16 protein-coding genes are annotated in these 20627 nt (G+C 72.4%); 4 read left to right on the top strand and 12 right to left on the bottom strand.

Annotated features, from left to right (window positions below; genetic code table 11):
- Positions 1 to 14: 14 nt before the first annotated feature.
- Complete coding sequence (locus ACQP0U_RS15340; protein WP_433319974.1) at positions 15 to 647, bottom strand: RNA polymerase sigma factor; 633 nt, start codon at positions 645 to 647, stop codon at positions 15 to 17.
- A gap of 537 nt (positions 648 to 1184) precedes the next feature.
- Between ACQP0U_RS15340 and ACQP0U_RS15335 the strand changes: the two genes are divergently transcribed.
- The gene (locus tag ACQP0U_RS15335; protein WP_433319971.1) at positions 1185 to 2555 is read left to right on the top strand and encodes a serine/threonine-protein kinase; all 1371 of its coding nucleotides are present in this window, start codon (positions 1185 to 1187) and stop codon (positions 2553 to 2555) included.
- A 123-nt stretch (positions 2556 to 2678) separates the two neighbouring features.
- Complete coding sequence (locus ACQP0U_RS15330) at positions 2679 to 3941, top strand: nucleotide sugar dehydrogenase (RefSeq protein WP_433319968.1); 1263 nt, start codon at positions 2679 to 2681, stop codon at positions 3939 to 3941.
- A 92-nt stretch (positions 3942 to 4033) separates the two neighbouring features.
- Here ACQP0U_RS15330 and ACQP0U_RS15325 read toward each other — a convergent pair whose 3' ends face one another.
- The 4 genes from ACQP0U_RS15325 to ACQP0U_RS15310 form a co-directional block, all read right to left on the bottom strand.
- Complete coding sequence (locus ACQP0U_RS15325) at positions 4034 to 6508, bottom strand: ABC transporter permease (RefSeq protein WP_433319965.1); 2475 nt, start codon at positions 6506 to 6508, stop codon at positions 4034 to 4036.
- Between the two features lie 147 nt (positions 6509 to 6655).
- Positions 6656 to 7321 (bottom strand): response regulator, encoded by a 666-nt coding sequence (locus tag ACQP0U_RS15320; protein WP_124815676.1) that lies wholly within the window; start codon positions 7319 to 7321, stop codon positions 6656 to 6658.
- Positions 7318 to 8538 (bottom strand): sensor histidine kinase, encoded by a 1221-nt coding sequence (locus ACQP0U_RS15315; RefSeq protein ID WP_433319962.1) that lies wholly within the window; start codon positions 8536 to 8538, stop codon positions 7318 to 7320. The genes ACQP0U_RS15320 and ACQP0U_RS15315 overlap by 4 nt, the downstream gene beginning before the upstream one ends.
- Before the next feature lie 39 nt (positions 8539 to 8577).
- A complete protein-coding gene (locus tag ACQP0U_RS15310; RefSeq protein WP_433319959.1) occupies positions 8578 to 9285 on the bottom strand; it encodes a DUF305 domain-containing protein in 708 nt (235 codons plus the stop codon).
- Positions 9286 to 9424: 139 nt separating this feature from the next.
- Between ACQP0U_RS15310 and ACQP0U_RS15305 the strand changes: the two genes are divergently transcribed.
- Together ACQP0U_RS15305 and ACQP0U_RS15300 are read left to right on the top strand one after the other, a co-directional pair.
- Positions 9425 to 10870 carry an LVIVD repeat-containing protein gene (locus ACQP0U_RS15305; protein WP_433319956.1) on the top strand — a complete coding sequence of 482 codons (1446 nt, stop codon included), beginning with the start codon at positions 9425 to 9427 and terminating at the stop codon, positions 10868 to 10870.
- Positions 10871 to 11134: 264 nt separating this feature from the next.
- Positions 11135 to 12367: an SLC13 family permease gene (locus ACQP0U_RS15300; protein ID WP_433319953.1), complete on the top strand. Its 1233-nt coding sequence runs from the start codon at positions 11135 to 11137 to the stop codon at positions 12365 to 12367.
- Between the two features lie 30 nt (positions 12368 to 12397).
- Here the strand turns inward: ACQP0U_RS15300 and ACQP0U_RS15295 are convergent, their stop codons facing one another.
- The 7 genes from ACQP0U_RS15295 to ACQP0U_RS15265 form a co-directional block, all read right to left on the bottom strand.
- Entirely contained in the window at positions 12398 to 13987 is a 1590-nt protein-coding gene (locus ACQP0U_RS15295; RefSeq protein ID WP_433319950.1) for an asparagine synthetase B family protein, read from the bottom strand.
- Positions 13988 to 13991: 4 nt separating this feature from the next.
- Positions 13992 to 14960 carry a DUF5715 family protein gene (locus tag ACQP0U_RS15290; protein WP_433319947.1) on the bottom strand — a complete coding sequence of 323 codons (969 nt, stop codon included), beginning with the start codon at positions 14958 to 14960 and terminating at the stop codon, positions 13992 to 13994.
- Positions 14961 to 15384: 424 nt separating this feature from the next.
- Positions 15385 to 16182: an isocitrate lyase/PEP mutase family protein gene (locus tag ACQP0U_RS15285; RefSeq protein ID WP_433319944.1), complete on the bottom strand. Its 798-nt coding sequence runs from the start codon at positions 16180 to 16182 to the stop codon at positions 15385 to 15387.
- Positions 16179 to 16754 carry a cytochrome P450 gene (locus ACQP0U_RS15280; RefSeq protein WP_433319941.1) on the bottom strand — a complete coding sequence of 192 codons (576 nt, stop codon included), beginning with the start codon at positions 16752 to 16754 and terminating at the stop codon, positions 16179 to 16181. The genes ACQP0U_RS15285 and ACQP0U_RS15280 overlap by 4 nt, the downstream gene beginning before the upstream one ends.
- Complete coding sequence (locus ACQP0U_RS15275) at positions 16739 to 17212, bottom strand: hypothetical protein (protein WP_433319938.1); 474 nt, start codon at positions 17210 to 17212, stop codon at positions 16739 to 16741. Before ACQP0U_RS15275 ends, ACQP0U_RS15280 begins: the two co-directional genes overlap by 16 nt.
- A 72-nt stretch (positions 17213 to 17284) precedes the next feature.
- A complete protein-coding gene (locus ACQP0U_RS15270) occupies positions 17285 to 18028 on the bottom strand; it encodes an ArsR/SmtB family transcription factor (RefSeq protein ID WP_433319935.1) in 744 nt (247 codons plus the stop codon).
- A 97-nt stretch (positions 18029 to 18125) separates the two neighbouring features.
- Positions 18126 to 20486, bottom strand: coding sequence for a hypothetical protein (locus tag ACQP0U_RS15265; RefSeq protein WP_433319932.1), 2361 nt, complete (start codon positions 20484 to 20486; stop codon positions 18126 to 18128).
- Between the last annotated feature and the right edge of the window lie 141 nt (positions 20487 to 20627).

Raw genomic sequence — 20627 nt, 5'->3', positions numbered from 1 at the left:
GGAGTCCCCTCACGTCAGCCGTCCGCCGGTTCAGCGTGCGGTGCTCGCAGGGCGGGGCCGCTGCCCGTACGCGGCGGCGGCACCCCCTCGACCCCGACTGGCGGCCCGGCCGGGCTCTGCCGCTCCAACAGGACGGCGAGCCGGCGTAGACCTCGGTGCGCGGCGGTCCGCACGGCACCGGCCCGGCGGCCCAGCACCCGGCCGGCGGATCCCGCGTCGAGCCCGATCACGGCCCGCAGCAGGACTGCTTCGGCCTCCCGGGGCGGCAGGGTGGCGATCAGCGCGAGGGCGGTCTCGGTACCGATCGTCTCGCTGGCTCGCTCGGCGGTGTCCGCGTCGCTGGCGAGATCGACGAGCGCCTGCACCGGGACCGGCAGCGACGGGCGGCGGCGCATCCGCCGCAGGTGGTCCATCGCGCGGTTGCGGGCGATGGTGACCGTCCAGGCCCGGAATTCGCCTCCGGTGAAACCGGGCAGGTCACGGGAGATCTGGAGCCAGGTCTCCGAGGCGACGTCCTCGGCGTCGGCCCCGACGAGGGCGGTCAGATACCGCAGCAGCCCGGGCTGGAGGCTGCGGTAGAGCGAGCGGAACGCCTCCTCGTCGCCGGCCTGCGCGGCGCTCACCACCTCGGACAGGTCGGCGGTCATTCGCGGTCCACGCATCGTCCGGCGCGTGCCGGCCCGGCCCGCCGTGCTCGGGCACGGCACGCGGTACGAGTCGTCCGACCGATCTGCACCCGCACCACACCGCCCTCCGCCGCTCTGATTGTGCCCGCGTCCACGATTGTCGGGGCGGCGTGTCCGGGGCCAACGCCAGGGTGGTCGATCGGCGCGCTGCGCACCGAGGTGGCCGGGAGGGCCCGAGCCGGGCTAACGCTAAGAGGGGGCTCACGACGCGACAAGTCGGCGTCGTGTCACGGAAGAGTGACAATTATCAACCCTGCGCGACGGCGCGTCGCCGTAACGGCAGGTGAGCAGGAGACGCCAACCGCTTACTGGAGGAGGTTTTTTGCCGCCGTCGGAGCCTGGACGACGGAAATTGTCGCTTTTCGTGACACCGCAGATTCGTAGCGTCACCGGGTCCGGGCGTCCACACAGGTCAGGCCGGATCAGCCAGTCTGAACCAGCCACCCGGTGGCCCTGCCACGGCGCGCCCCCCCGCGCCGCTCTAGGTACGGTAATGCGGTGCTGTCATCGGAGGTCGTGCTCAGCGGTCGCTACCGCTTGGACGAACGTGTCGCCACGGGCGGCATGGGCGACGTTTGGCGTGCCTCCGACCTGATCCTCGGCCGGCAGGTCGCGGTCAAGGTCCTGCTGCCGGCGCTGGTCTCCGACCCCGATTTCATCGCCCGGTTCCGCGCCGAGGCCCGGATCATGGCGGCGTTGCGGCACCCCGGCATCGTGCAGGTCTTCGACTGCGGCGAGGACGACCTCCCCGACGGCGGTCGGGCGGATTACCTGGTCATGGAGTTCGTCGCCGGCGAGCCGTTGTCCAAGCGGATCGAGGCGGCCGGGCGGCTCGACGTGGCCGAGACGATGTCGATCGTGGCCCAGGCGGCCGCAGCGCTCAACGCGGCCCACCGCGGCGGCATCGTGCACCGCGACGTCAAGCCCAGCAACCTGCTGGTGCAGGAGGACGGCACTGTCGTCCTGGTGGACTTCGGCGTGGCCCGCTCCACCGACATCACCAGCATCACCAGCACCAACGCGGTGCCGGGCACCGCCCTCTACATGGCCCCCGAGCAGGCCGCCGGACGTCCGGTCAGCGGTGCCACCGACATCTACGCCCTCGGCGCGGTCACCTACTGCTGCCTCACCGGCAGTCCACCGTTCACCGGTGACAATCCGCTCCAGGTCGCCGTCCGGCACCTGGACGACGAGCCGCCGGAGTTGCCGCACGACATTCCCGAGGCGGTCCGTGCCCTGGTGTCGCGGTCCCTGGCCAAGGATCCGCTGGAGCGGTTCACCAGCGGAGCGGCGATGGCCGAGGCCGCGCGGACGGCGGTCACCGGCGGCGAGCCGCCGACGGCGATGGCCACGCCTGTCGCGCTACGCGGCGCGGGCCCGGGCACCCGTACGGACGTGCCGGCCGGCGCGGCGGTGGCGAGCAGGTCGCGGGCCGAGCGACGGCGGGGTCCGCTTGTCGGCGCGGCCGCGGCCGTGCTGGTCGGGCTGGTCGGGCTCAGCGCGGCACTAGCCGCGGCGCGCAACGCCGGCGAGAACCCGGCGGTCCACCTGCCGACCACCTCGCCGACTGTGGCGCCGAGCGGCCCCGTCGACCTGCCTGCGGCGAACGAGCAGATCACCAGCGTCGACCCCGGCCGGCCCGACCGGCCGCACGCCCCCGGCAACACAGCGTCGGCCTCGGCCTCCGCGACGCCGAGCGTGCAGCCGAGCCAGACCGCCAACTCGCCGACGCCGACGGCGGGCGTCACCACGGCCCCGCCGACCAGCGCGGCGCCCACCACTGCCGCGCCGCCGACGACCAGCGTGCCGACTGATCCGCCCACCACCTCCAGTGCGCCTGTCGATCCGGAGGTGCCGGCGGGCGGCTGAGCCGCCCGTCGACGCCACCCCGACAGTCCCACCAGCACCGATATCCCCAAAACGGACTTACGTCGCCGAAGACGCCTCTAGGCTCTCAGCAGGCCATTTACACCATCTGCCGCGGGAGCCTGGGTGAGCGCTGAAAAGCTGGTCGTCATCGGTCAGGGGTACGTCGGGCTGCCGCTGGCCATGCGGGCCGTCGAGGCGGGGCTCGACGTGATCGGTCTCGACGTCGACGCCGACCGGGTGAAGCGTCTCGCCTCCGGCGAGTCGTTCGTCGAGGACATCCCGGCCGACCGGCTGGGCCGGGCGTTGGGCAGCGGCCGCTACCACCCCAGTACGGAGTACACCGACGCCGACGGGTTCGACATCTGCGTCATCACGGTGCCGACTCCGCTGCGCGACGGCACCCCGGACCTGAGCTTCGTGGAGCAGGCCGGCATCGGTATCGGCCCGTACGTACGCTCGGGCTGCACGGTGATCCTGGAGTCGACCACGTACCCGGGCACCACTGAGGAGCTGCTGCGCCCACTGTTGGAGTCGGCCAGCGGGCTGACCAGCCCCGGCGACTTCCACCTCGGTTACAGCCCGGAGCGGATCGACCCGGGCAACCCGACCTGGCGACTGGAGAACACCCCGAAGGTCGTCTCCGGTGTGGACCCGGCGTCGCTGGCCCGGGTGGACGAGTTCTACAAGCGCCTCGTGGAACGCACCGTACCTGTGGACTCCACCCGCGTCGCCGAGCTGACCAAGCTGATCGAGAACACCTTCCGCCAGGTCAACATCGCGCTGATCAACGAGCTGACCATGCTCTCGCACCACCTCGACATCGACGTCTGGCAGGCGATCGACGCCGCCTCGACCAAACCGTTCGGTTTCCTGCCGTTCCGGCCCGGCCCCGGCGTCGGAGGGCACTGCCTGCCGATCGACCCGTGCTACCTGTCGTGGCAGGTCAAGCGCCGCCTCGGTCGGCAGTTCCGGTTCATCGAGCTGGCCAACGACGTCAACCACGAGATGCCCGAACACGTCGCGCAGCGGATCATGGGAGGGCTGAACCGGGACGGCCGGGCCGTCAGCGGCGCCCGACTGCTGCTGCTCGGTCTGGCGTACAAGAAAAACACCGGCGACATGCGCGACTCCCCCGCCGTCGACGTGGCGCGCCGGCTGCAGGCCCTCGGCGCCGAGGTGCACGCCGTCGAGCCGTACGCGGAGGCGCACCAGATCCCCGCCGGGGTCACCGTGGTCGGGCTCACCGAGCGGGAGGTCCGCGCGGCCGACGCGGTGGTGGTGGTCACCGACCATGACACCTTCGACTACGACCTCGTGGTCAGGCACGCCCGCTACGTCTTCGACACCCGCAACCGGTGCGTCGGCCCGATGGTCGAGCGCCTGTAGACCCGGCACCGCTGGCCGGTCCCGCCGCCGGGGAAGATGGCGGGACCGGCCGGCGGATGTCCGTCTGGTGGCAGGGACGAGGCCCGACCGGTTCACTGGTCGGCGAGCGCCTCCACGACCGGGCGGGACAGCGCCCGGCGAGCCGGCAGCACGGAGGCGAGCAGGGCGGCCAGCACCGCGACGCCGAGGATCAGCCCGAGCTGGCCGAGCGGCAGCACGACGTGGAAGTCGCCGCCGAGGCGGTCCAGCAGGGCCATCGCGGACGCGCTGACTCCGGTGCCGAGCCCGACGCCGAGCACCGCGCCGACAAGCGCCATCAGCACCGCCTCGACGGCGAGCACCGCCCGCATCCGCCCGCGGGTCAGCCCGACCGCCCGCAGCACCGCGTTCTCCCTGGTCCGCTCGACCACCGACAGGCTCAGGGTGTTCGCCACGCCGACCAGGGCGATCACCACGGCCAGGCCGAGGAGAGCGGTGACGAAGGCGAGCAGCATGTCCACAGTGCCGGTGAGCATCTTCTTGTACGCGCCCTGGTCCATCAGGTTCACCGTCGGGTAGCGGCCCAGCACCGTGGTGATCGCGTCGCGGGCCCGCTCGGGGCTCACCCCGTCGGCGGGGTCGATCTCGGCCAGGTAGCCCCGCTGGGTGGGGAAGAGCGCGGCGAAGTCCTGGTCGGACAGGTCGATGACGTGACCGGTCGGCGCCACACCGCCGGAGGTGTCGTCGGTGACCACGGCGGCCACCCGGAACGACCGCCCCCCGACGGTCACCGGCGAGCCGACCTGCCAGCCGCGTGCCCGTGCCAACTCGCGGTGCACCAGCACCTGCCCCGGCCCGACCCGGTCGGCGTCGCCGGCCAGCACCCCGCTCAACGTCCGGCCGACAAGCGCCGGGTGTGCCGCGCGGATCTCGACGTCGTCGACGACCCGGCTGCGCTGCTCGTGCACCACACCCAGCTCGGGGCGGGAGGCGAGCTCGCCGACGAGCCCGGAAGGCAGGTCCTGACCGATTCCGCTGACCACGAAGTCGGTGCCGATCTGGGTGTCCACGCTGCGCTCGATGCCGTCCTTGGTGCTACGCGCGCCGACCATGAACGCCGAGACCAGTCCGATCCCGATCACCAGCGCGGTGGCCGTCGCGGCGACCCGGCGCGGATTGCGCACCGTGTTGGCCACCGCCAGCTCACCGGTGGCGCCGAGCGCGCGACGTACCGGCCAGCCGAACGCCCGGGCCAGCGCCGGGACGAGCACCGGCCCGAACAGCACGATCCCGAAGAAGGTGAGGACCCCACCGAGCGCCACCAGCAGCAACTGACCGGCACCGGCAGCGCCGGCCAGCGCGGCGACACCGACCGCGAGGAGCACCGCGCCGACGGTCAGCCGAACCCGACCAGCGCCCCGGCCCGGCTGCACCGCGGCGTCGGTGAGCGCGGCCACCGGGGCGATCCGCGTTCCCCGCCAGGCGGGCAGCAGTGCAGCGCACACGGTGAGCCCGGTGCCCAGCAGCAGGCCGGTCAGCACTGTCGAGCCGGTCACGGTCAGGCCGCCGGTGACCGGCACGTCCAGTCGGGACAGCAGCAGCCGCAGGCCGCCGGCAAGGGCCACCCCGAGCAGCACCCCGAGCGCGGAGGCGACAAGCCCCAGCACGGCCGACTCCAGCACTGTGGATCGGAAGACCTGTCCCCGGGTGGCGCCGATCAGGCGCAGCAGCGCGGTCCGTCGGGTGCGCTGCGCCAGCACGATCGCGAAGGTGTTGGCGATCACGAAGCCGGCCACCACGATCGCGACCCCCACGAAGATCAACAACAGCATCCGGAACTGGTCCACGTTGCGGACCGCGTCCTCCACGGCCTCGTCGAGGATCTGCTGGCGACTCTTCACGGTGGCGTCGACGCCGGCCACGGCGCGTACCTTCTCGGTCAGCGCCGCGACGTCGACGCCCGGCCGGGCCGCCACCATGATCCGGCCGTAGCCCCGCTCGCCGGTGAGGGCCAGCGCGTCCGGCCCGACCAGGCCGACGAACGGACCACCGACGTCGCGGGCGGTGCCGGCCACGTCGACGGTGCCGACCAGGGTGTACGGGCGGGCCGCCCCACCGGTGGCGCCGATCCGCACCGCCGCGCCGAGCCCGAAGCCCTGCTCGGCCGCCGTCGGGGCGTCGAGCACCACCTCCCCGGCCCGGTCGGGCAACCGGCCGGCCACCACGTCGTACGAGCGCAGAGCGTCCTCGGTGGGGATGGCGACGAGCATGGTGAAGCCGAGCACCGGCCGACCGTCGGTGCCGACGATGCCCGCGGTGTTGGTCAGCTCACCGGCTGCGGCGGCCACCCCGTCGACCGCTCGCACCCGGTCGACAAGGGTCGGGGGCAACACCACCCGCCCGGCCGAGTAGACACCCAGGTCGGTGTGGCGGTCGAAGGTTCCGGCCCGCTCGTACGCTCCGGCCCGCATCCCGTCGACGAAGATCATCGTGCCGGCGACGAACGCGACGCCGAGCACGACGGCGAGCGCCGAGAGCAGCATGCGCAGCGCCTCGGCGCGCAACGAGCGCAGGGTCAGGCGGATCATGCGGGGCTCCCGGTGCAGGTGACGGATCGGACCCCTCCGACGCTATGGCCGGCACCGGTCTGTCGATCTCCACCTGTGCGCTCGACCTGCGTGCGCCCCCGGTCGCGGTGCGCACCCCGGCCGCTACGACCCAGGTCGTACGCGGCGTCATCCGCCGGGCGTGACCAGCCCGCTCTCGTACGCCAGGACCACCGCCTGGACCCGGTCGCGCAGCTGGAGCTTCGCCAGGATCCGCCCGACGTGGGTCTTCACGGTCGCCTCGGCCACGTGCACCCGCGCGGCGATCTCCGCATTGGACAACCCCTGGGCGACAAGCAGCAGCACCTCCCGTTCCCGTTCGGTGAGCTGCGCGAGTCGAGGGTCGGCGCTCGGGGCGGCGCCGAGCTGCCCGGCGAACCGGTCCAGCAGGCGCCGGGTGATCGACGGAGCCACCACCGAATCGCCCTGGGCCACCACCCGGATCGCGGCCAGCAACTCCTCCGGCGGCACGTTCTTGAGCAGGAAGCCACTCGCCCCGGCCTGCAGCGCCGCGAATGCGTCCGCCTCGGTGTCGAAGGTGGTCAGCACCAGCACCCGGGGGCCACCTGCGGGCCGCTCGGCGCAGAGCCGCCGGGTCGCCTCCACCCCGTCCATGGTGGGCATCCGGATGTCCATCACGACGACGTCGGCCTCGGTGCGGGCCAGCACCCGCAGGGCGTCCGCGCCGTCGATCGCCTCCCCGACGACCTCCAGGTCGGGCTGGGAGTCCAGCACCATCCGGAACCCGGCGCGGACCAGCGCCTGGTCGTCCACGATCACTACCCGGACCGTCATGCCGCGATCACCTCCGTTGCCGGCTCTGACGGTAGCGGCAGCCGGACCTCGACCTGCCACCCCCCGGTCGGCCGGGGACCGGCGGTGAGGCTGCCGTCGTACACCGTCACCCGCTCCCGCATGCCGAGCAGGCCGTGCCCGCCGGACGGCGCCGGGCTGACCAGCGGGCGGCCGCGACCGTCGTCGACCACCCGGACCAGGACGGTCTCGGCGGTGTACGCCAGGACGACCTCGACGCCGGCCCCGACGCCGGCGTGCTTGAGCGCGTTGGTGAGCGCCTCCTGCACCACTCGGTAGACGGTCAGCTCCAGGCCCGGCGGCAGGGTCGGTGGCGTACCGGTGACAGTGCTGCGGACGTGCAGCCCGGCGTCGTCGAACCGGGCCAGCAGGTCGGGCAACTCGGCCAGGGCGAGGCGTCGGTGCTCGGGGTCGGCCGCCACCGCCAGCCCGTCGGCCCCGTCCGCGCCGCCCGGGTCGGCGTCGCGCAGGACGCCGACCAGCCGGCGCATCTCCTCCAGCGCCTGCCGGCCGGTGTCCGCGACCACCTTCACGGCGGTACGCGCCTGGGCGAGATCACGGTCGAGCATGAACCGGGCGCCGTCCGCCTGGACGATCATCACGGCCATGCTGTGAGCGACCACGTCGTGCAGCTCGCGGGCGATCCGGGTGCGCTCCTCGGCGACCGCCGCCCGGGACTCGGCCTCCCGCTCGCGTTCCAGGGTCGTGGCCCGCTCCTCCAGGCTGAGGACGTAGAGCCGGCGGGTCCGCACGTTCAGCGCCACCAACCACACCGCGCCGGTGACCAGCGCGTACCACAGCGCGGTCACCCACCACTGGATGACATTGGGGGTCTGTGCGGCGGCCAGCAGCACGCCGATGGCGGCGACCGCGCCGGCCAGTATGCCGTCGCGCAGCCGCCGGCCGTACTTCACCACGCTGTAGAGCGCGATCAGGACGGCCACGTCGTAGATGAGCGGACCCCACCTGGCGATCACCTGGATCAGGGCGAGCACCGCGACCGCCACCGTCACCGCGCTCGGGTGGGTGCGCCGGAACAGCAGCGCCACCGCCATCCCCAGACCGACCGCCGTGGCCGCCCAACCGCCCGGCTGGTTCACCGCCGCGGCCAGTGAGACGAGCACCACCAGGGCGGCGACTGCCACATCGAAGGCGACGGCGCGCAGCGGGCGACCGAACAGGGTGCGTCTCACGGTCACCCAGCGTACGTGCCGGGACGCCCGGCCCCCGCGCCCCGCTCAGGAGCCGAGGACCTCGCGCATGCGGTCGATCTCGACGCTCTGCTCGGTGGCGACGGAGTTGGCGAACTCGTTGAGCGTCAGGTCCGAGCCGACCGTGAGCAGGTTGGTGGCCATCTCGATGGCGCCCTGGTGGTGCTCGGTCATCATCCGGACGAAGAGCCTGTCGAAGTCCGCGCCACGGGTCGCCGCGAGCTGGCGCATCGCCTCGGGCGACTGCATGCCGCGCATGCTGCCGTGGTCGTGCCCCTGGACCTCCGCCGGGAGGTTCCGGGTCTGCAGCCAGCCGCGCATCATGCCCATCTCCGGCCCCTGGCTGGCCCGGATGCGCTCGGCGATGGCACGGACGTCGGGATCGGCGGCCCGGTCGGGGGCGAGTTCCGCCATCGCCAGGGCCTGCGCGTGGTGCGGAATCATCATCCGGACGAACCACACGTCCAGCGAGTTGTGCGGGGCGGGGCCGGCGTCGCGGACCTCGTGCGCCGGGCGGGTGGCGGCCGTCTCGCCCGGGCGGCCGGGCGCGATGACGGTCAGATCGGTGGGGACGGGGCTGGCCGTCGGCGACGCGGCGGAGGTGGCGGGCGCGGAGACCGGCCGCGCCGCGCGCGTACCGGCGTCGCCGTCGAGACGGACCACCATGAACACCACAAGCGGCAACGCGAGAGCCAGTGTGACGACCGCCAGGGTGCGTGCGCGCCGGTTGGTCATGGGCCACTCCCTGCAGTCGAGGTCATCGCGATGTTATCCATTGAAGAACCCACATTGATGTGATCCAGCTCACATCGACGTCCTTCGTGGAACTGTAACGTGTCAACCATCGTCTCCCCCTTGCGAAGGGCCCCCGCCGATGATCAGACTCCACAAGCCACGGTTACGACAACTGCGTGTCGTGGCGCTCGCCACGACCGGCCTCCTCGTCGCCAGCGCCTTCGTCGCCCCGGCGAGCAACGCACAGACGGTGTCGCAGGCGGCCCCGGCCCCCGCGCTCACCAACACGATCCCCGGCGTCGACGAGATCGTGAGCAGCCCCAACCTGCGCCAGATCGCGAACCTGCCCAAGGTCGCCCCACTGGACGCGACCAACAGCGACATCGCCTTCCAGGGCAAGTACGCGTTCGCCGGCAACTACAACGGCTTCGTCATCTACGACATCTCGCGGCCCAGCGCTCCGACGGTCAAGGCCCGGGTGCTCTGCCCGGGGTCGCAGAACGACATCTCCGTCCACGGTGACCTGCTCTTCCTCTCCACCGACTCGTCCCGCAGCGACGACTCCTGCAACAGCACCACGCAGGGAGCGGACGTGAAGGGCTCGTGGGAGGGCATCAAGGTCTTCGACATCAAGGACAAGGCCAACCCGCGCTACATCAAGTCCGTCGAGACGGCCTGCGGCTCACACACCCACACCCTGGTGCCGGGCAAGGACCGCAAGGCCGTCTACCTGTACGTCTCCTCGTACAGCCCGCGGGCCGAATTCCCGGACTGCCAGCCGCCGCACGACTCCATCTCCATCATCAAGGTGCCGGTGAAGAAGCCGACCGACGCGGCAGTGGTCGCGACGCCGAACCTCTTCCCGGACGGCGGCTTCCCCGGCAGCCAGACCGGCTCGGCGACCACCGGTTGCCACGACATCACCGCCTACCCGTCGAAGGACCTGGCCGCCGGCGCCTGCATGGGTGACGGCATCCTGCTCGACATCAAGAACCGCGAGGCGCCCCGCGTCATCAACCGGGTCCGGGACGAGGTCAACTTCGCGTTCTGGCACTCGGCCACCTTCAACAACTCCGGCACCAAGGTGATCTTCACCGACGAGCTGGGTGGTGGCGGGGCGGCGACCTGCAACGAGACCGTCGGCCCGAACCGGGGCGCGGACGCCATCTACGACATCGCCGGCCGTGGCAACGCCCGGACGATGACCTTCCGCAGCTACTACAAGATCCCCCGGGCGAACGCCGACACCGAGAACTGCGTGGCGCACAACGGCTCGCTGGTCCCGGTGCTCGGCCGGGACATCATGGTCCAGGCGTGGTACCAGGGTGGCATCTCGGTGTTCGACTTCACCGACTCGGCCAACCCGAAGGAGATCGCCTTCTGGGAGCGCGGCCCGCTCTCGGCCGACACGTTCGTCGGCGGCGGCACCTGGTCCGCGTACTACTACAACGGCCACATCTACTCCAACGACATGGTGAAGGGCCTTGACGTCCTGGAGCTGAACGACTGGCGTACCTGGACGGCCAAGCTGACCCGGTACCCGGAGCTCAACGTGCAGACCCAGCCGAGCTACCTGGGCTGGTAGGCACCGCGCACACAGCCGGGCCCGGTCCCCCATCCGCGGGGGCCGGGCCCGGCCATGTTCGGGCACGTCCGGATGACCGTCGGGCATTGTTGGGCTCATTGCCGGTTGTCTCCCGCTCCGGTGCGCTCTGTCGGGTTCCCCGCACCGGCCACCTCAGCCGGCCAACCGCGCTCCCCCGGTGGTCGGCCCCGCGATGGTGGGGCTGGTCACCACGACGGTGCCAGCGCGGGCGGCAGGCCGCTCACCATGCGAACGTGGTCAGACGTGAAGCTTGCCGCCGTCGCCGATGCGCCGCCCGCCCCGCCCGAGCCGGACAGGCGTCGGCGACCCCACCCGCTGGACCTGGTCGCGGTCGTTCTCGCCGTGGTCGGCGCGGCCTGCGCGTTGAGCGGGCTGCTGCCCCGCGCGGAGACCACCGCCACCCTGCACCGGATCCTGCCGCTGCTGCTCTTCCTCGGCACCGTGATCGTGCTCGCCGAGCTGACCGCCGTCGCCGGCGTCTTCGACGTGCTGGCCAGCCGGCTGGCCATCGCCGCCCGGGGCAGGTGGGTGGCCCTGTTCCTGCTCTGCGGTGGGCTGGCCACGGTGACCACCCTCGTGCTCAACCTCGACACCACCGCCGTGCTGCTCACCCCGGTGCTGCTCGCGCTGGCCCGCAACCTGCGCGTCCCCGCCGCCCCGCTGGCGGTCACCACCGTCTGGCTGGCGAACACCGCCAGCCTGCTGTTGCCGGTGTCGAACCTGACCAACCTGCTGGCCGCCGACCGGGTCGGGCTGACACCGCTGGCGTACGCCGAGCGGATGGCGTTGCCGCAGCTCGCCGCGGTGGCGGTCACCATGGCGCTGCTCTGGTACGGCTGGTGGCGGCGCGAGCGGCCGGTCGGGGGACGGTTCGTTCCGCCGGCCCGGCACGTACCGGCCGACCCGGTGCTGCATCGCACCGCGGTCGCCGGTTGCCTGCTCTTCGTCGCCGGCATCCTCGCCGGGGTGGAGATCGGTCTCGCCTCCACCGTCGCGCTCGCGTTGGTGCTGCTCGGCTTCGTGGTCCGGTCCCCCGCCACGCTGCGCCCCGGGCTGGTGCCGGTGCGTCTGCTGCTCTTCGTCACCGGCCTGTTCCTGGTGGTGCAGACCCTCGGCCGTCACGGGCTGGACGATCTGGTGGGCAACCTGCTCGGCGCCGAGGGTGGTGCGCTCGGCGCACTGCGCGCCGGCGGCACCGGCGCGCTGCTGGCCAACGCGGTCAACAACCTCCCCGCCTACCTGGCCGGCGAGTCGGTGCTGCCGGCCGGCGACCACACCCGCCTGCTGGCCCTGCTGATCGGCACCAACGTCGGTCCGCTGGCCGCCCCCTGGGCGTCACTGGCCACCCTGCTGTGGTTCGAGCGGTGCCGGGCTGCCGGAGTGCGGGTGCCGGTGACCCGGTTCGTTCTGACCAGCACGGTGCTCGCGGTCGTCGGCACGCTCGCCGCGGTCGGCGCGCTGCTGCTGGTGAGCTGAGCGCTCGATCAGCGGTGTGCGGGGCGGCCGTCAGCGGCGGGCCGGGCGTGGGCCGACCAGCCGGCGGACCATCGGAGCGGCGTTCCACTTGGCCGCGCCGACCAGGTCACGGGCGTGCTCCAGGACCGTGTAGTCGGGTCGGGTCAGCCCGTCGGCGATGGCCCGGTCCAGGTCGTTGCCGCAGCGGCTCAGTACGGTGTCGAAGTCCCTACGGACCGGCTCCTGCAGGTCGTAGCCGAACGAACGGTGCAGCCGGGCGAAGAGCGGCTTGTACAGCCGGACCCGCTCGTGCAGACCGGACGAGTACGACATCGGGTTCTTCGGGCGGCGGATGATGTAGTCGGGCAGCACGTCGGCGAACGCCCTTCGGACGATCCACTTCTCCTGCCCGTGGCGCAGCTTCAGATCCACCGGCAGCCGCATCGCCAGCTCCACCACACTGAGGTCGAGGAACGGCACCCGGGCCTCCACACCGTGTGCCATCGCGGCCCGGTCGACCCGCTGCAACTCGGTACGGCACAGGTTGCGGATCCGGTGCAGGAACAGCCTGCGGGCGGCCGCCGGACCGACCTGGTGGTACATCGGGTACCCGCCGAACAGCTCGTCGGAGCCGTCACCTGTCAGCACGACCTTGATGCCCAGCTCGCGGAGCCGCCGGAAGATCGGCACCGAGACGACCGCGTTGATGATGTCGCCGTACTCGGTCAGCTCGGAGATCCGGATGGCCTCGCGGACGTCGGCGAGCCGGATATCGCGCGGACGCAGCTCGACCACCACGTGCGGCACGTCGAGGTCGGCGGCGAGGCGCCGGGCGTACGCCACGTCGGGGCTGTCCGCCACACCGACCGTCACCGCGACGCAGTCCGGGTGGATGTCCCGCACCTGCCGCAGGGTCAGCGAGCTGTCCAGGCCGCCGGAGAGCACCACCCCGACGGTCAGGTCGGTCTCCACCCGCATCCGGATCGAGTCGCTGAGCGCGGCGCGAACCAGCAGGGCAGCCTCGTCCGGGTCGTCGATGATCGGCAGGCCGTCGCCGATGGTGAGCAGGTCGACGTACGGGCTCAGTCGCACGTGCCCGTCCGCCTCCGCCCAGCCGTGGTGCCCGGGCGGCACCTCGACGATCGGAGCGCCGTGCCCGACGAGCGCCTTGACCTCGGAGGCGAGATGCAGGCAGCCGGGCCGGCGGGACCAGTACAGCGGCTTGACACCGAGCGGGTCGCGGGCCAGGTACGCGCGGCCGGTAGCCCGTTCGACGACGGCGAAGGCGTACTCACCGCGGAGCCGGGTCACCGCCGCCTCGCCCCACTGCTGGAACGCGGCGAGCAGCACCTCGGTGTCGCTCTCGGTACGGAAGGCCTGCCCCAGCCGGGTCAGCTGCGCCCGCAACTCCCGGTAGTTGAAGATCTCACCGTTGAAGCAGAGCAGCCAACGCTCGTCGGTCGACGTCCACGGTTGCACCGCCCGGTCCCGGTCCACGACCCGCAGCCGACGGGTGCCGGTGAGCAGCCCGCTCTCGGACCGGGTCTCGGTGACCTCACCGCGCGGGGCCAGGGCGGCGAGCATCCGCCGGAAGGTCGCCGGGTCGGCCTCGGGACCGATGCTCAACGCGATGCCGCACACCGGCTCAGACCCCCATCTCGGCCTCGTACGCCCGGCGTAGGCGACGCCGGGCGGTGGGCGCGAGACACAGGTGCCAGGCCTGCCCCTCGTCGATCACGTTCAGCTCGCCGGCCTCCTGCCGGCTCAGCAGCAGCTCCGCCAGGGTGTCCCGCGCGCCGAAACGCTCGAACCAGGCCAGCTCGACATCGACCGAGTAGCCGAGGCAGTGCCCGCTGGGCAACATCGCCGCGTAGCCCAGGCGACGCAGCCGGTACTGGTGCTCGGCGCTGCGGACCAGGCTGGTCACCCACAGCGGCGGGGTGGCCGGAGGCGCGGCGGCGGTGAAGTCGCGTCCGATGTCGTTGAGCAGCGCCACCACCTCGCGCCGGGCGCGGCGGAACAGCAGCCCTGCGGTGTGCGGCGTGGCGTCGGGCCGCAGCCGGCGCCGCAGCCCGCGTGCGGCGCGGCCCAGGATCGTGGCGGGCTGCTCCTGGTAGCGAAAGCGCAGCAGGTCGCGGCGGCGCAGCCACTCCAGGTCGACAAGTTCGGCGCTGCCGTTGACCTGGTCGTCGGTGACGAAGGTCGGCGCGTCCTGCCACCACAGCACGTCGATGCGGGAGAGCAGGTAGATCCGGACCAGTGCGCTGAGGTCACGCGCCGAGGTGCGGTCGTTCGGCTGGTAGCGGGCCATCTCCAGCAGCAGCGTCTCGCGCGCCCCGATCAGCCCCTGCGGGGTGGCGTCGAGGACCGCCGCGAGCGCCGGCTCCCGCAGCCGCTCGTCGATCAGCACCTGCCGGGCCCGGGTGCTCGCCGCGTCGGCCAGGGCGCCGACCTCGACCAGTAGTTCGGCGACCGCGGCCCGGTACGCGGGCAGGTCGGGCGCGGGGGCGGGAAGGCGGCGGGGGGTCGTGCCGGAGGGGCGACGACGGGCCGGAGCGGTGGGCGACGGAGGCGAACCGGGCTGCTGTCCCGGGCTACGGCTGGGCACTCGCATGACGGGTCCCTTTCTCCGGTCACGGCACTGGGTGGTTCGCCCTGAAACACACCGTAATCATCGGGACCGGACCGGACCGAACATTCCTCCTATCTCCCCTCGAAGGGTGCGTGACGTCGGGTTCGCGCGGTGACAGGCAGCGGTCGCTGGAGCCCTGTTCCGCAACGCGGCAGGGACGGGAGGGTGGACTCGCTGCCTGTGGAGTTGATGTCGTAAACGATTCAGCCGCCGCTGCGGGCAGCCCTCGGCGTGGATCACCCCGGCGGGCGGCGCGTGGGGCTTCCCACCGGCACCGCCTCCCCAAGATCGTGCTCGATCCTGGTTGTAGGGGCCTCGATCGCGAACCGATGCCACTGGAACCAGGATCGAGCACGATCTTGCCTCGCCCCGTTCGGGCCGCCGCCGAGGGCCGGCCGGCAACGGATCAGTCGCCGTCCGCCGGCACCAGGGCCTGCACCTCGGCGTACGACGGCAGTCCCGCCGGTGCGGCGAGCCCGGCCAGGCGGATCGCGTCGGCGGCGGCGAGTGCAGCACCCAGCGCTGCCCGGAACAGCAGCGAGCCGGTGCTGACCCGCGCCACCCCTGCGGCCCCCAACTCGGCCAGCCCTGGGCCGCCCGGCTGGTACAACGCGTTCACCGGAGCGTCGAACCGCTCGGTGAGGACGCGCAGGATGGCCAGGTCGACGGTGCCCGGCACGAAGATCCCGTCCGCGCCGGCCGCCCGGTAGGCACGAGCGCGAGCGAGGGTCTGCCGCAGCGGGTCGTCCACCCCGAGCCACCAGGTGTCGGTGCGGGCGTTGACGAACAGGTCCGGCACCGCCGCCTTCACGGCCGCAACCTTGGCGGCGGTGGACTCGGTGTCGGTAAGGGTGCCGTCGGCGCGCCCGTCCTCCAGGTTGATTCCGACCACGCCGAGCCCGGCCAACTCCGCCACGTACTCGGCGACCTCGGCCGGGTCGTCGCTGAACCCGGCCTCCACGTCCACGGTGAGCAGCACCTGCAGCCGAGCCAGCCGGCAGGCCAGGGCGAGGGTCTCCGCCGCGGTGGCCGCAGCGCCGTCAGGAAGGCCTGCGGTCGCGGCGACCCCGAGGCTGGTGGTGCCGATGGCCGGATGTCCACGCGCGGCGAGCGCCGCCGCCGAGGCGTGGTCCCACGCGTTGGGCAACAGCAGAGGGCGGCCGGCGCGGTGCAGAGCGTGGAATGCGGCACGACGTTCGATCATCGGACGCTCACCTCCAGAGTTACCGGCACCCGCAGGGTCGGGTGTGGCTCATGGCGCAACGAATTCGGAGCACGCCGGCAGCGTTCCCGCAGCACGTCGAACACACCGGTGGCCAGCGCCAGGGCGTGCCGGTCGCCGGGGCAACCCCGCTCCCCCGTCCCGAAGGTCAACAGTCCAGCGCCGGGCCGACCGGGCTGGAACGTCGCGGGCTCGGGAAACGCCTGCGGATCACGGTTGGCCGCGTCGAAGCGCAGCAGCACCGGGCTGCCTGCCGGCAGATCCCGCCCGCCCAGCCGTACCGCGTCGACGGTGACCCGTCGGGTGGCCCGGACCGGCGGGTCGAGGCGCAGCACCTCGGCCAGCAGGTCGGCGGTCCGTGCCGTGGCCGGCGCTGGCGGGCCGGCCGGGGGCAGCAGGTGATGGGCGGCGGCGCCGATCAGACCGGCGGTCGCGTCGCACGCCTGGACCAGCAGACCGATCAGGTTCGCCAGTACCGCCGGCGGACCTTCGGGCGCGAGCGCCAGCAACGCCGCCACCGCCTGGTCGGCCCGCGCGGTCAACGCAGGGTCCACCCCGGGTGGTACGCCGCCGCGACGACAGCGACCGCCGGCCCGGCGGCTGCCGGATCAGCGAAACCGAGGCGATCGGCCAACGCCCGCAGCGGCACCGGCCGGGCCAGGTCCCGCATCACGTCGATGCGGTCGCCCGCGCGGTCGAGAGCGGCCACGGTCAGCCGCGCCGCGTCCAGTCGCAGGTCGTCCGGTTCCAGCGGGGCCAGCGCCCGCACTGCGACCGCCCGACGGTCGGCGTGCCGTCGCGGTGGACTGAACCGGCTGACCGTGGCGCGCAGCCAGGCGAGAGTGCCGGGCGGACCGGTGTCGACGGCCGGCACCTGGAACGCCAGGTCGGTCAGCGCCGCCCGCACGTCGGCATGCCGGGTCACCGACCAACCGCGCTCCGGTTCGAACGAGGGCGGCCCACACGCCGGTGTTCCCGGGGCGGGCGCAATGACGGGCCAGTTGTCGGTCACCGCCCGACCGTAGGGCGCGAACCGTTCGCCCCGCGCCGAACGATCCCGCCACGGTCGCCCGCCGCTCGCCGGTCAGGCGCGGCCGCTCGTGGGCGGCGAGGCCACCGGCGGGTCGAGGGTGTGTTCGGGGATGGACAGGGCCGCGGCCAGGCCGGGGCGGCCGGTGGGAGTGAGACGGACGGCCCGCCCGGCGCCCTGGCTGATCCAGCCCAGGTCGGTGAAGCGGCGGCACAGCGCCGCGCCGAGCGCTCCGGCCAGGTGCGGGCGGCGTTCGGTCCAGTCCAGGCAGTCGCGGACCACCGGGCGGCGGGCAGCGCGCAGCACGTCCACGGGTACGCCCAACCCGGCCGCCCAGGCCCACCCGTCCGGCGTCAACGCCAACCCACTGGACCGGTCGAGCCGACGCTCGCCGAGGAGCGCGTCGTACATCAGCACGCCCAGCCGCCCGGCGAGGTGGTCGTAGCAGGTCCGGGCGTACGCCAGGGAAGCGCTCGCGGTCGCCGCGCGCAGCGACCCGGTCGGTGTGGGCGTGGCCGGGGCGTGCCCGGCAAGGTCCTCGATGAGCTGGGCCACCGACGGCCCGGCCAGCCGCAGGTAACGGTGGCGGCCCTGCCGTTCCTCGACGAGGAGCCCACCGCGGACGAGTCGGGTGAGATGGTCGCTGGCCGTCGACGGGGCAACACCGGCGCGCCGGGCCAGCTCACCGGCGGTCCATGCCCGCCCGTCGAGCAGCGCTACGCACATTTCGGCGCGGGTGCCGTCGGCGAGCAGGGCCGCCAGCTCGGCCATCCCCCGGCCGTCGGTGCCAACGCTCATCGCCCCAGTCTAGGAAGGCAAACGCCGAGCCGGTGCACAGCGACCCGGGGGCCTCCGTCACCTGGACGGAGGCCCCCGGGGCTGGTGGTGCCGAGGATCAGGCCGGCGGGGTCGGGATGAGGTGCGCGGCGAAGCTGACCGCCGACGGGCTCACCTTCGCTGCCGCCATCCCGCCGGGGGCGGCGAACCGCCGGTCCAGCGCGATGGTGGTGTTGTTCCGGTTGCGGTAGACCACCACGAACCCGGGTCCGCCGGAGTTCTGAATCGGCGCGATGGCGGGATCGGTGGCAGCCGTGGCAGCGGTCGGGTCGCCAGGGTTCTCGTACAGGCGCAGCCACTCACCAAAGGTGCCCGAGCCCTGCTCGGTCTCGTACACCCGGTACATCTCGTTGTCGGACCCACGGGCGACGACAACGATCCGGCCCAACGCCGGGTCGACAATCGCGGCCGGCGACCCCGCAGCGGTGAACGTGCCCACCGTCTGCCAGGTGGCCGGCCAGGCCCCACCCAGTTCCTGCTTCTTCAAGACCAGCGAACCGTCGGCCGCACGCGCCACCACCGCGGTGCGCGGACCCTGGATGAGGAAGGCAGCCGGCACACCTGTCACGTTTCCGCCCAGGTCGGTCCAGCCGGTAAGTGCCCCATCGGTCGAGTAGAACGCGGTCTTGATGGTGCCGGTGCTGGTCGTGGCGACCAACTGAATCCCGGTGTCAAGCGCGAGAGTGGCGAGGCCACCGGCGAGGTCGACGTCACCGAGGCTCTTCCACGACGCACCGGTCCCGGTCTGACGGTAGTGCCACAGGCGACCGTCGGCGTCCACCGCGAAGATCACGCTGCTGCCGTTGGCGAGAGTGGCCGCGACCGGCGGGGCTGCCATGGTTCCGCCGTAGTTCCCGGTGGTGCCCCAGGTAGCGGCGTTTGCCACCGTCTGGGCACCGGCCCAGACCGTACCCGTGGTGTGCAGGGCGCTGATCTGCATCTGCTTGCTGGCGCCCAGCACGTTGAGTGCGGGCTGCCCGGTGAACGCCTCCGCGCCGAAGAGGGGGGTGTGCTGGAAGCTGGCGAAGTCGTCGGGGTTCGCCTGGTGGACGACCCGCACCTGACCGGTGTTGTCAGTGTGCGCGTAGACGATGGTCCCGAGCGCGCTGCCGTCGCTCGGCTCTCCCTGCCTCGCCACCGACCGGGAGAAGGATTGCACCGGCAGGAACGGAAGCGGGTCGGCGAACCAGCCCTGCAGGTCGACCAGGATGTGCGCAGTGCCGCTGCTGACGTTCTTGATCCGAACTTTCCCCTCGGTGCCCAGCTTGGTCACCACCAGGCTCGATCGGGTGGTGTTGAGCCCGGCGGGGAAGTTGGCAGTCGACGTGGGGTTCGGAGTGCCGTCAAGCGGCGTGACGGTGAGATAACCGGCGGTCGCGGGACCCACCACGTGCACGTTGAGGACGGCGGCGGCGATGCCGCGAGTCGGCAGGCCGTTGGTGCCCGCCACCGCGACGTCGACGGAGCCGCCCGCGGGCACCGCTTGGGCGCCGGTGGGCAACCGGCTGTCGTACAGCCTTGTCGCCGGGATCGGACGCAGACCCGCGCCGGTGGTCGGGCTGTCGGTCCAGTACCCCTGGACCGTGATGGCGACGTGCACGGCGGGCCCGCGAGCCTCCAGTTGCACGTTACGGCTGCCATCGGAGTTGAGCTTGACCGCCATGACCATGGACGTGGTGGCCTTGACGTAGTCGATGCCGACCTTAGCGGTCGCGCTCGACCCGACCGTCACCCAACCGTTGCCGGTCGAACCTGTCACGACCACGTCGAGCAGGACCGCCTTCGCGGTGCTGGGCACCAGCCCGCCACCGGAGAGGTTGGCAGTGCGGGACCCGCTGGTGGGTATGGTGCCGGTGGCGATCCCCAGCCCTACTCGGCTGTCGACCACCCGCGTGTGGTTCACCGGCACGAAGCCCGAGCCGACGCTGCCCGTGGCGGTGGTGTAGTAGCCCGCCACGTCCACTTTGATGTGCAGACTGCCGGTCAGGTTGTAAACCGCAATCTTGCCGTTCGCGCCCGGCTTGACCACCGACGAGTTGGTGATCGTCTCGCCGGCCGCGGCATTCAGCTCCGAGGTCGTCCGGCTCGTCTGGTCCGGGTAGACGGACAGGAACGTGTTGGCGGTCGGGTTGATCGCCGTCACGTCCACCATCAGCGCGCTGACGCCGCTGGACGGGATACCGCCGATCCCCAGGGCAGTGAACGACGTGACCGATCCGGCGCCTCGGGTGCCGGTTGTGCTGCCGATACCCGTGCGGGTGTCGAGCAGGGCGACGGTGTCGATCGGTACATAGTCACCACCCCTGCCGGCCGCGTCGGCAAGAGCACGCCCAGGCGCCGCAGCCCCAAGAAGTACGATCACCAGGAACGCCAGCCAGCTGGCCACAGCGCCCTTTTTTAAGGAAACCCTTCGAGCCATAGCAAGTCCTTTCCTCGTGCCATCAAGGCACGCCGCTAGCGGCGTGTCGATTTGTCCGGGCGGAGTCAAACTCCGGGTCGGACTCCATTGCATGATTCCGCTTGTGTCTTGCAGCGCGAATGCGGCCCCGGACCCAATGAA

This window comes from Micromonospora sp. CA-269861, from assembly GCF_050948505.1.
Taxonomy (GTDB): Bacteria; Actinomycetota; Actinomycetes; order Mycobacteriales; family Micromonosporaceae; genus Micromonospora.
The sequence above is the reverse complement of the archived record's forward strand: the minus strand, read 5'-3'. Positions and strand labels throughout refer to the sequence as shown.

Coding starts and splice junctions, on each gene's coding strand:
- ACQP0U_RS15290 (WP_433319947.1), bottom strand. CDS start 14,960: ATGCGAGTGCCCAGCCGTAGCCCGGGACAGCAGCCCGGTTCGCCTCCG.
- ACQP0U_RS15320 (WP_124815676.1), bottom strand. CDS start 7,321: ATGACGGTCCGGGTAGTGATCGTGGACGACCAGGCGCTGGTCCGCGCC.
- ACQP0U_RS15270 (WP_433319935.1), bottom strand. CDS start 18,028: ATGAGCGTTGGCACCGACGGCCGGGGGATGGCCGAGCTGGCGGCCCTG.
- ACQP0U_RS15325 (WP_433319965.1), bottom strand. CDS start 6,508: ATGATCCGCCTGACCCTGCGCTCGTTGCGCGCCGAGGCGCTGCGCATG.
- ACQP0U_RS15265 (WP_433319932.1), bottom strand. CDS start 20,486: ATGGCTCGAAGGGTTTCCTTAAAAAAGGGCGCTGTGGCCAGCTGGCTG.
- ACQP0U_RS15285 (WP_433319944.1), bottom strand. CDS start 16,182: ATGATCGAACGTCGTGCCGCATTCCACGCTCTGCACCGCGCCGGCCGC.
- ACQP0U_RS15310 (WP_433319959.1), bottom strand. CDS start 9,285: ATGACCAACCGGCGCGCACGCACCCTGGCGGTCGTCACACTGGCTCTC.
- ACQP0U_RS15340 (WP_433319974.1), bottom strand. CDS start 647: ATGACCGCCGACCTGTCCGAGGTGGTGAGCGCCGCGCAGGCCGGCGAC.
- ACQP0U_RS15305 (WP_433319956.1), top strand. CDS start 9,425: ATGATCAGACTCCACAAGCCACGGTTACGACAACTGCGTGTCGTGGCG.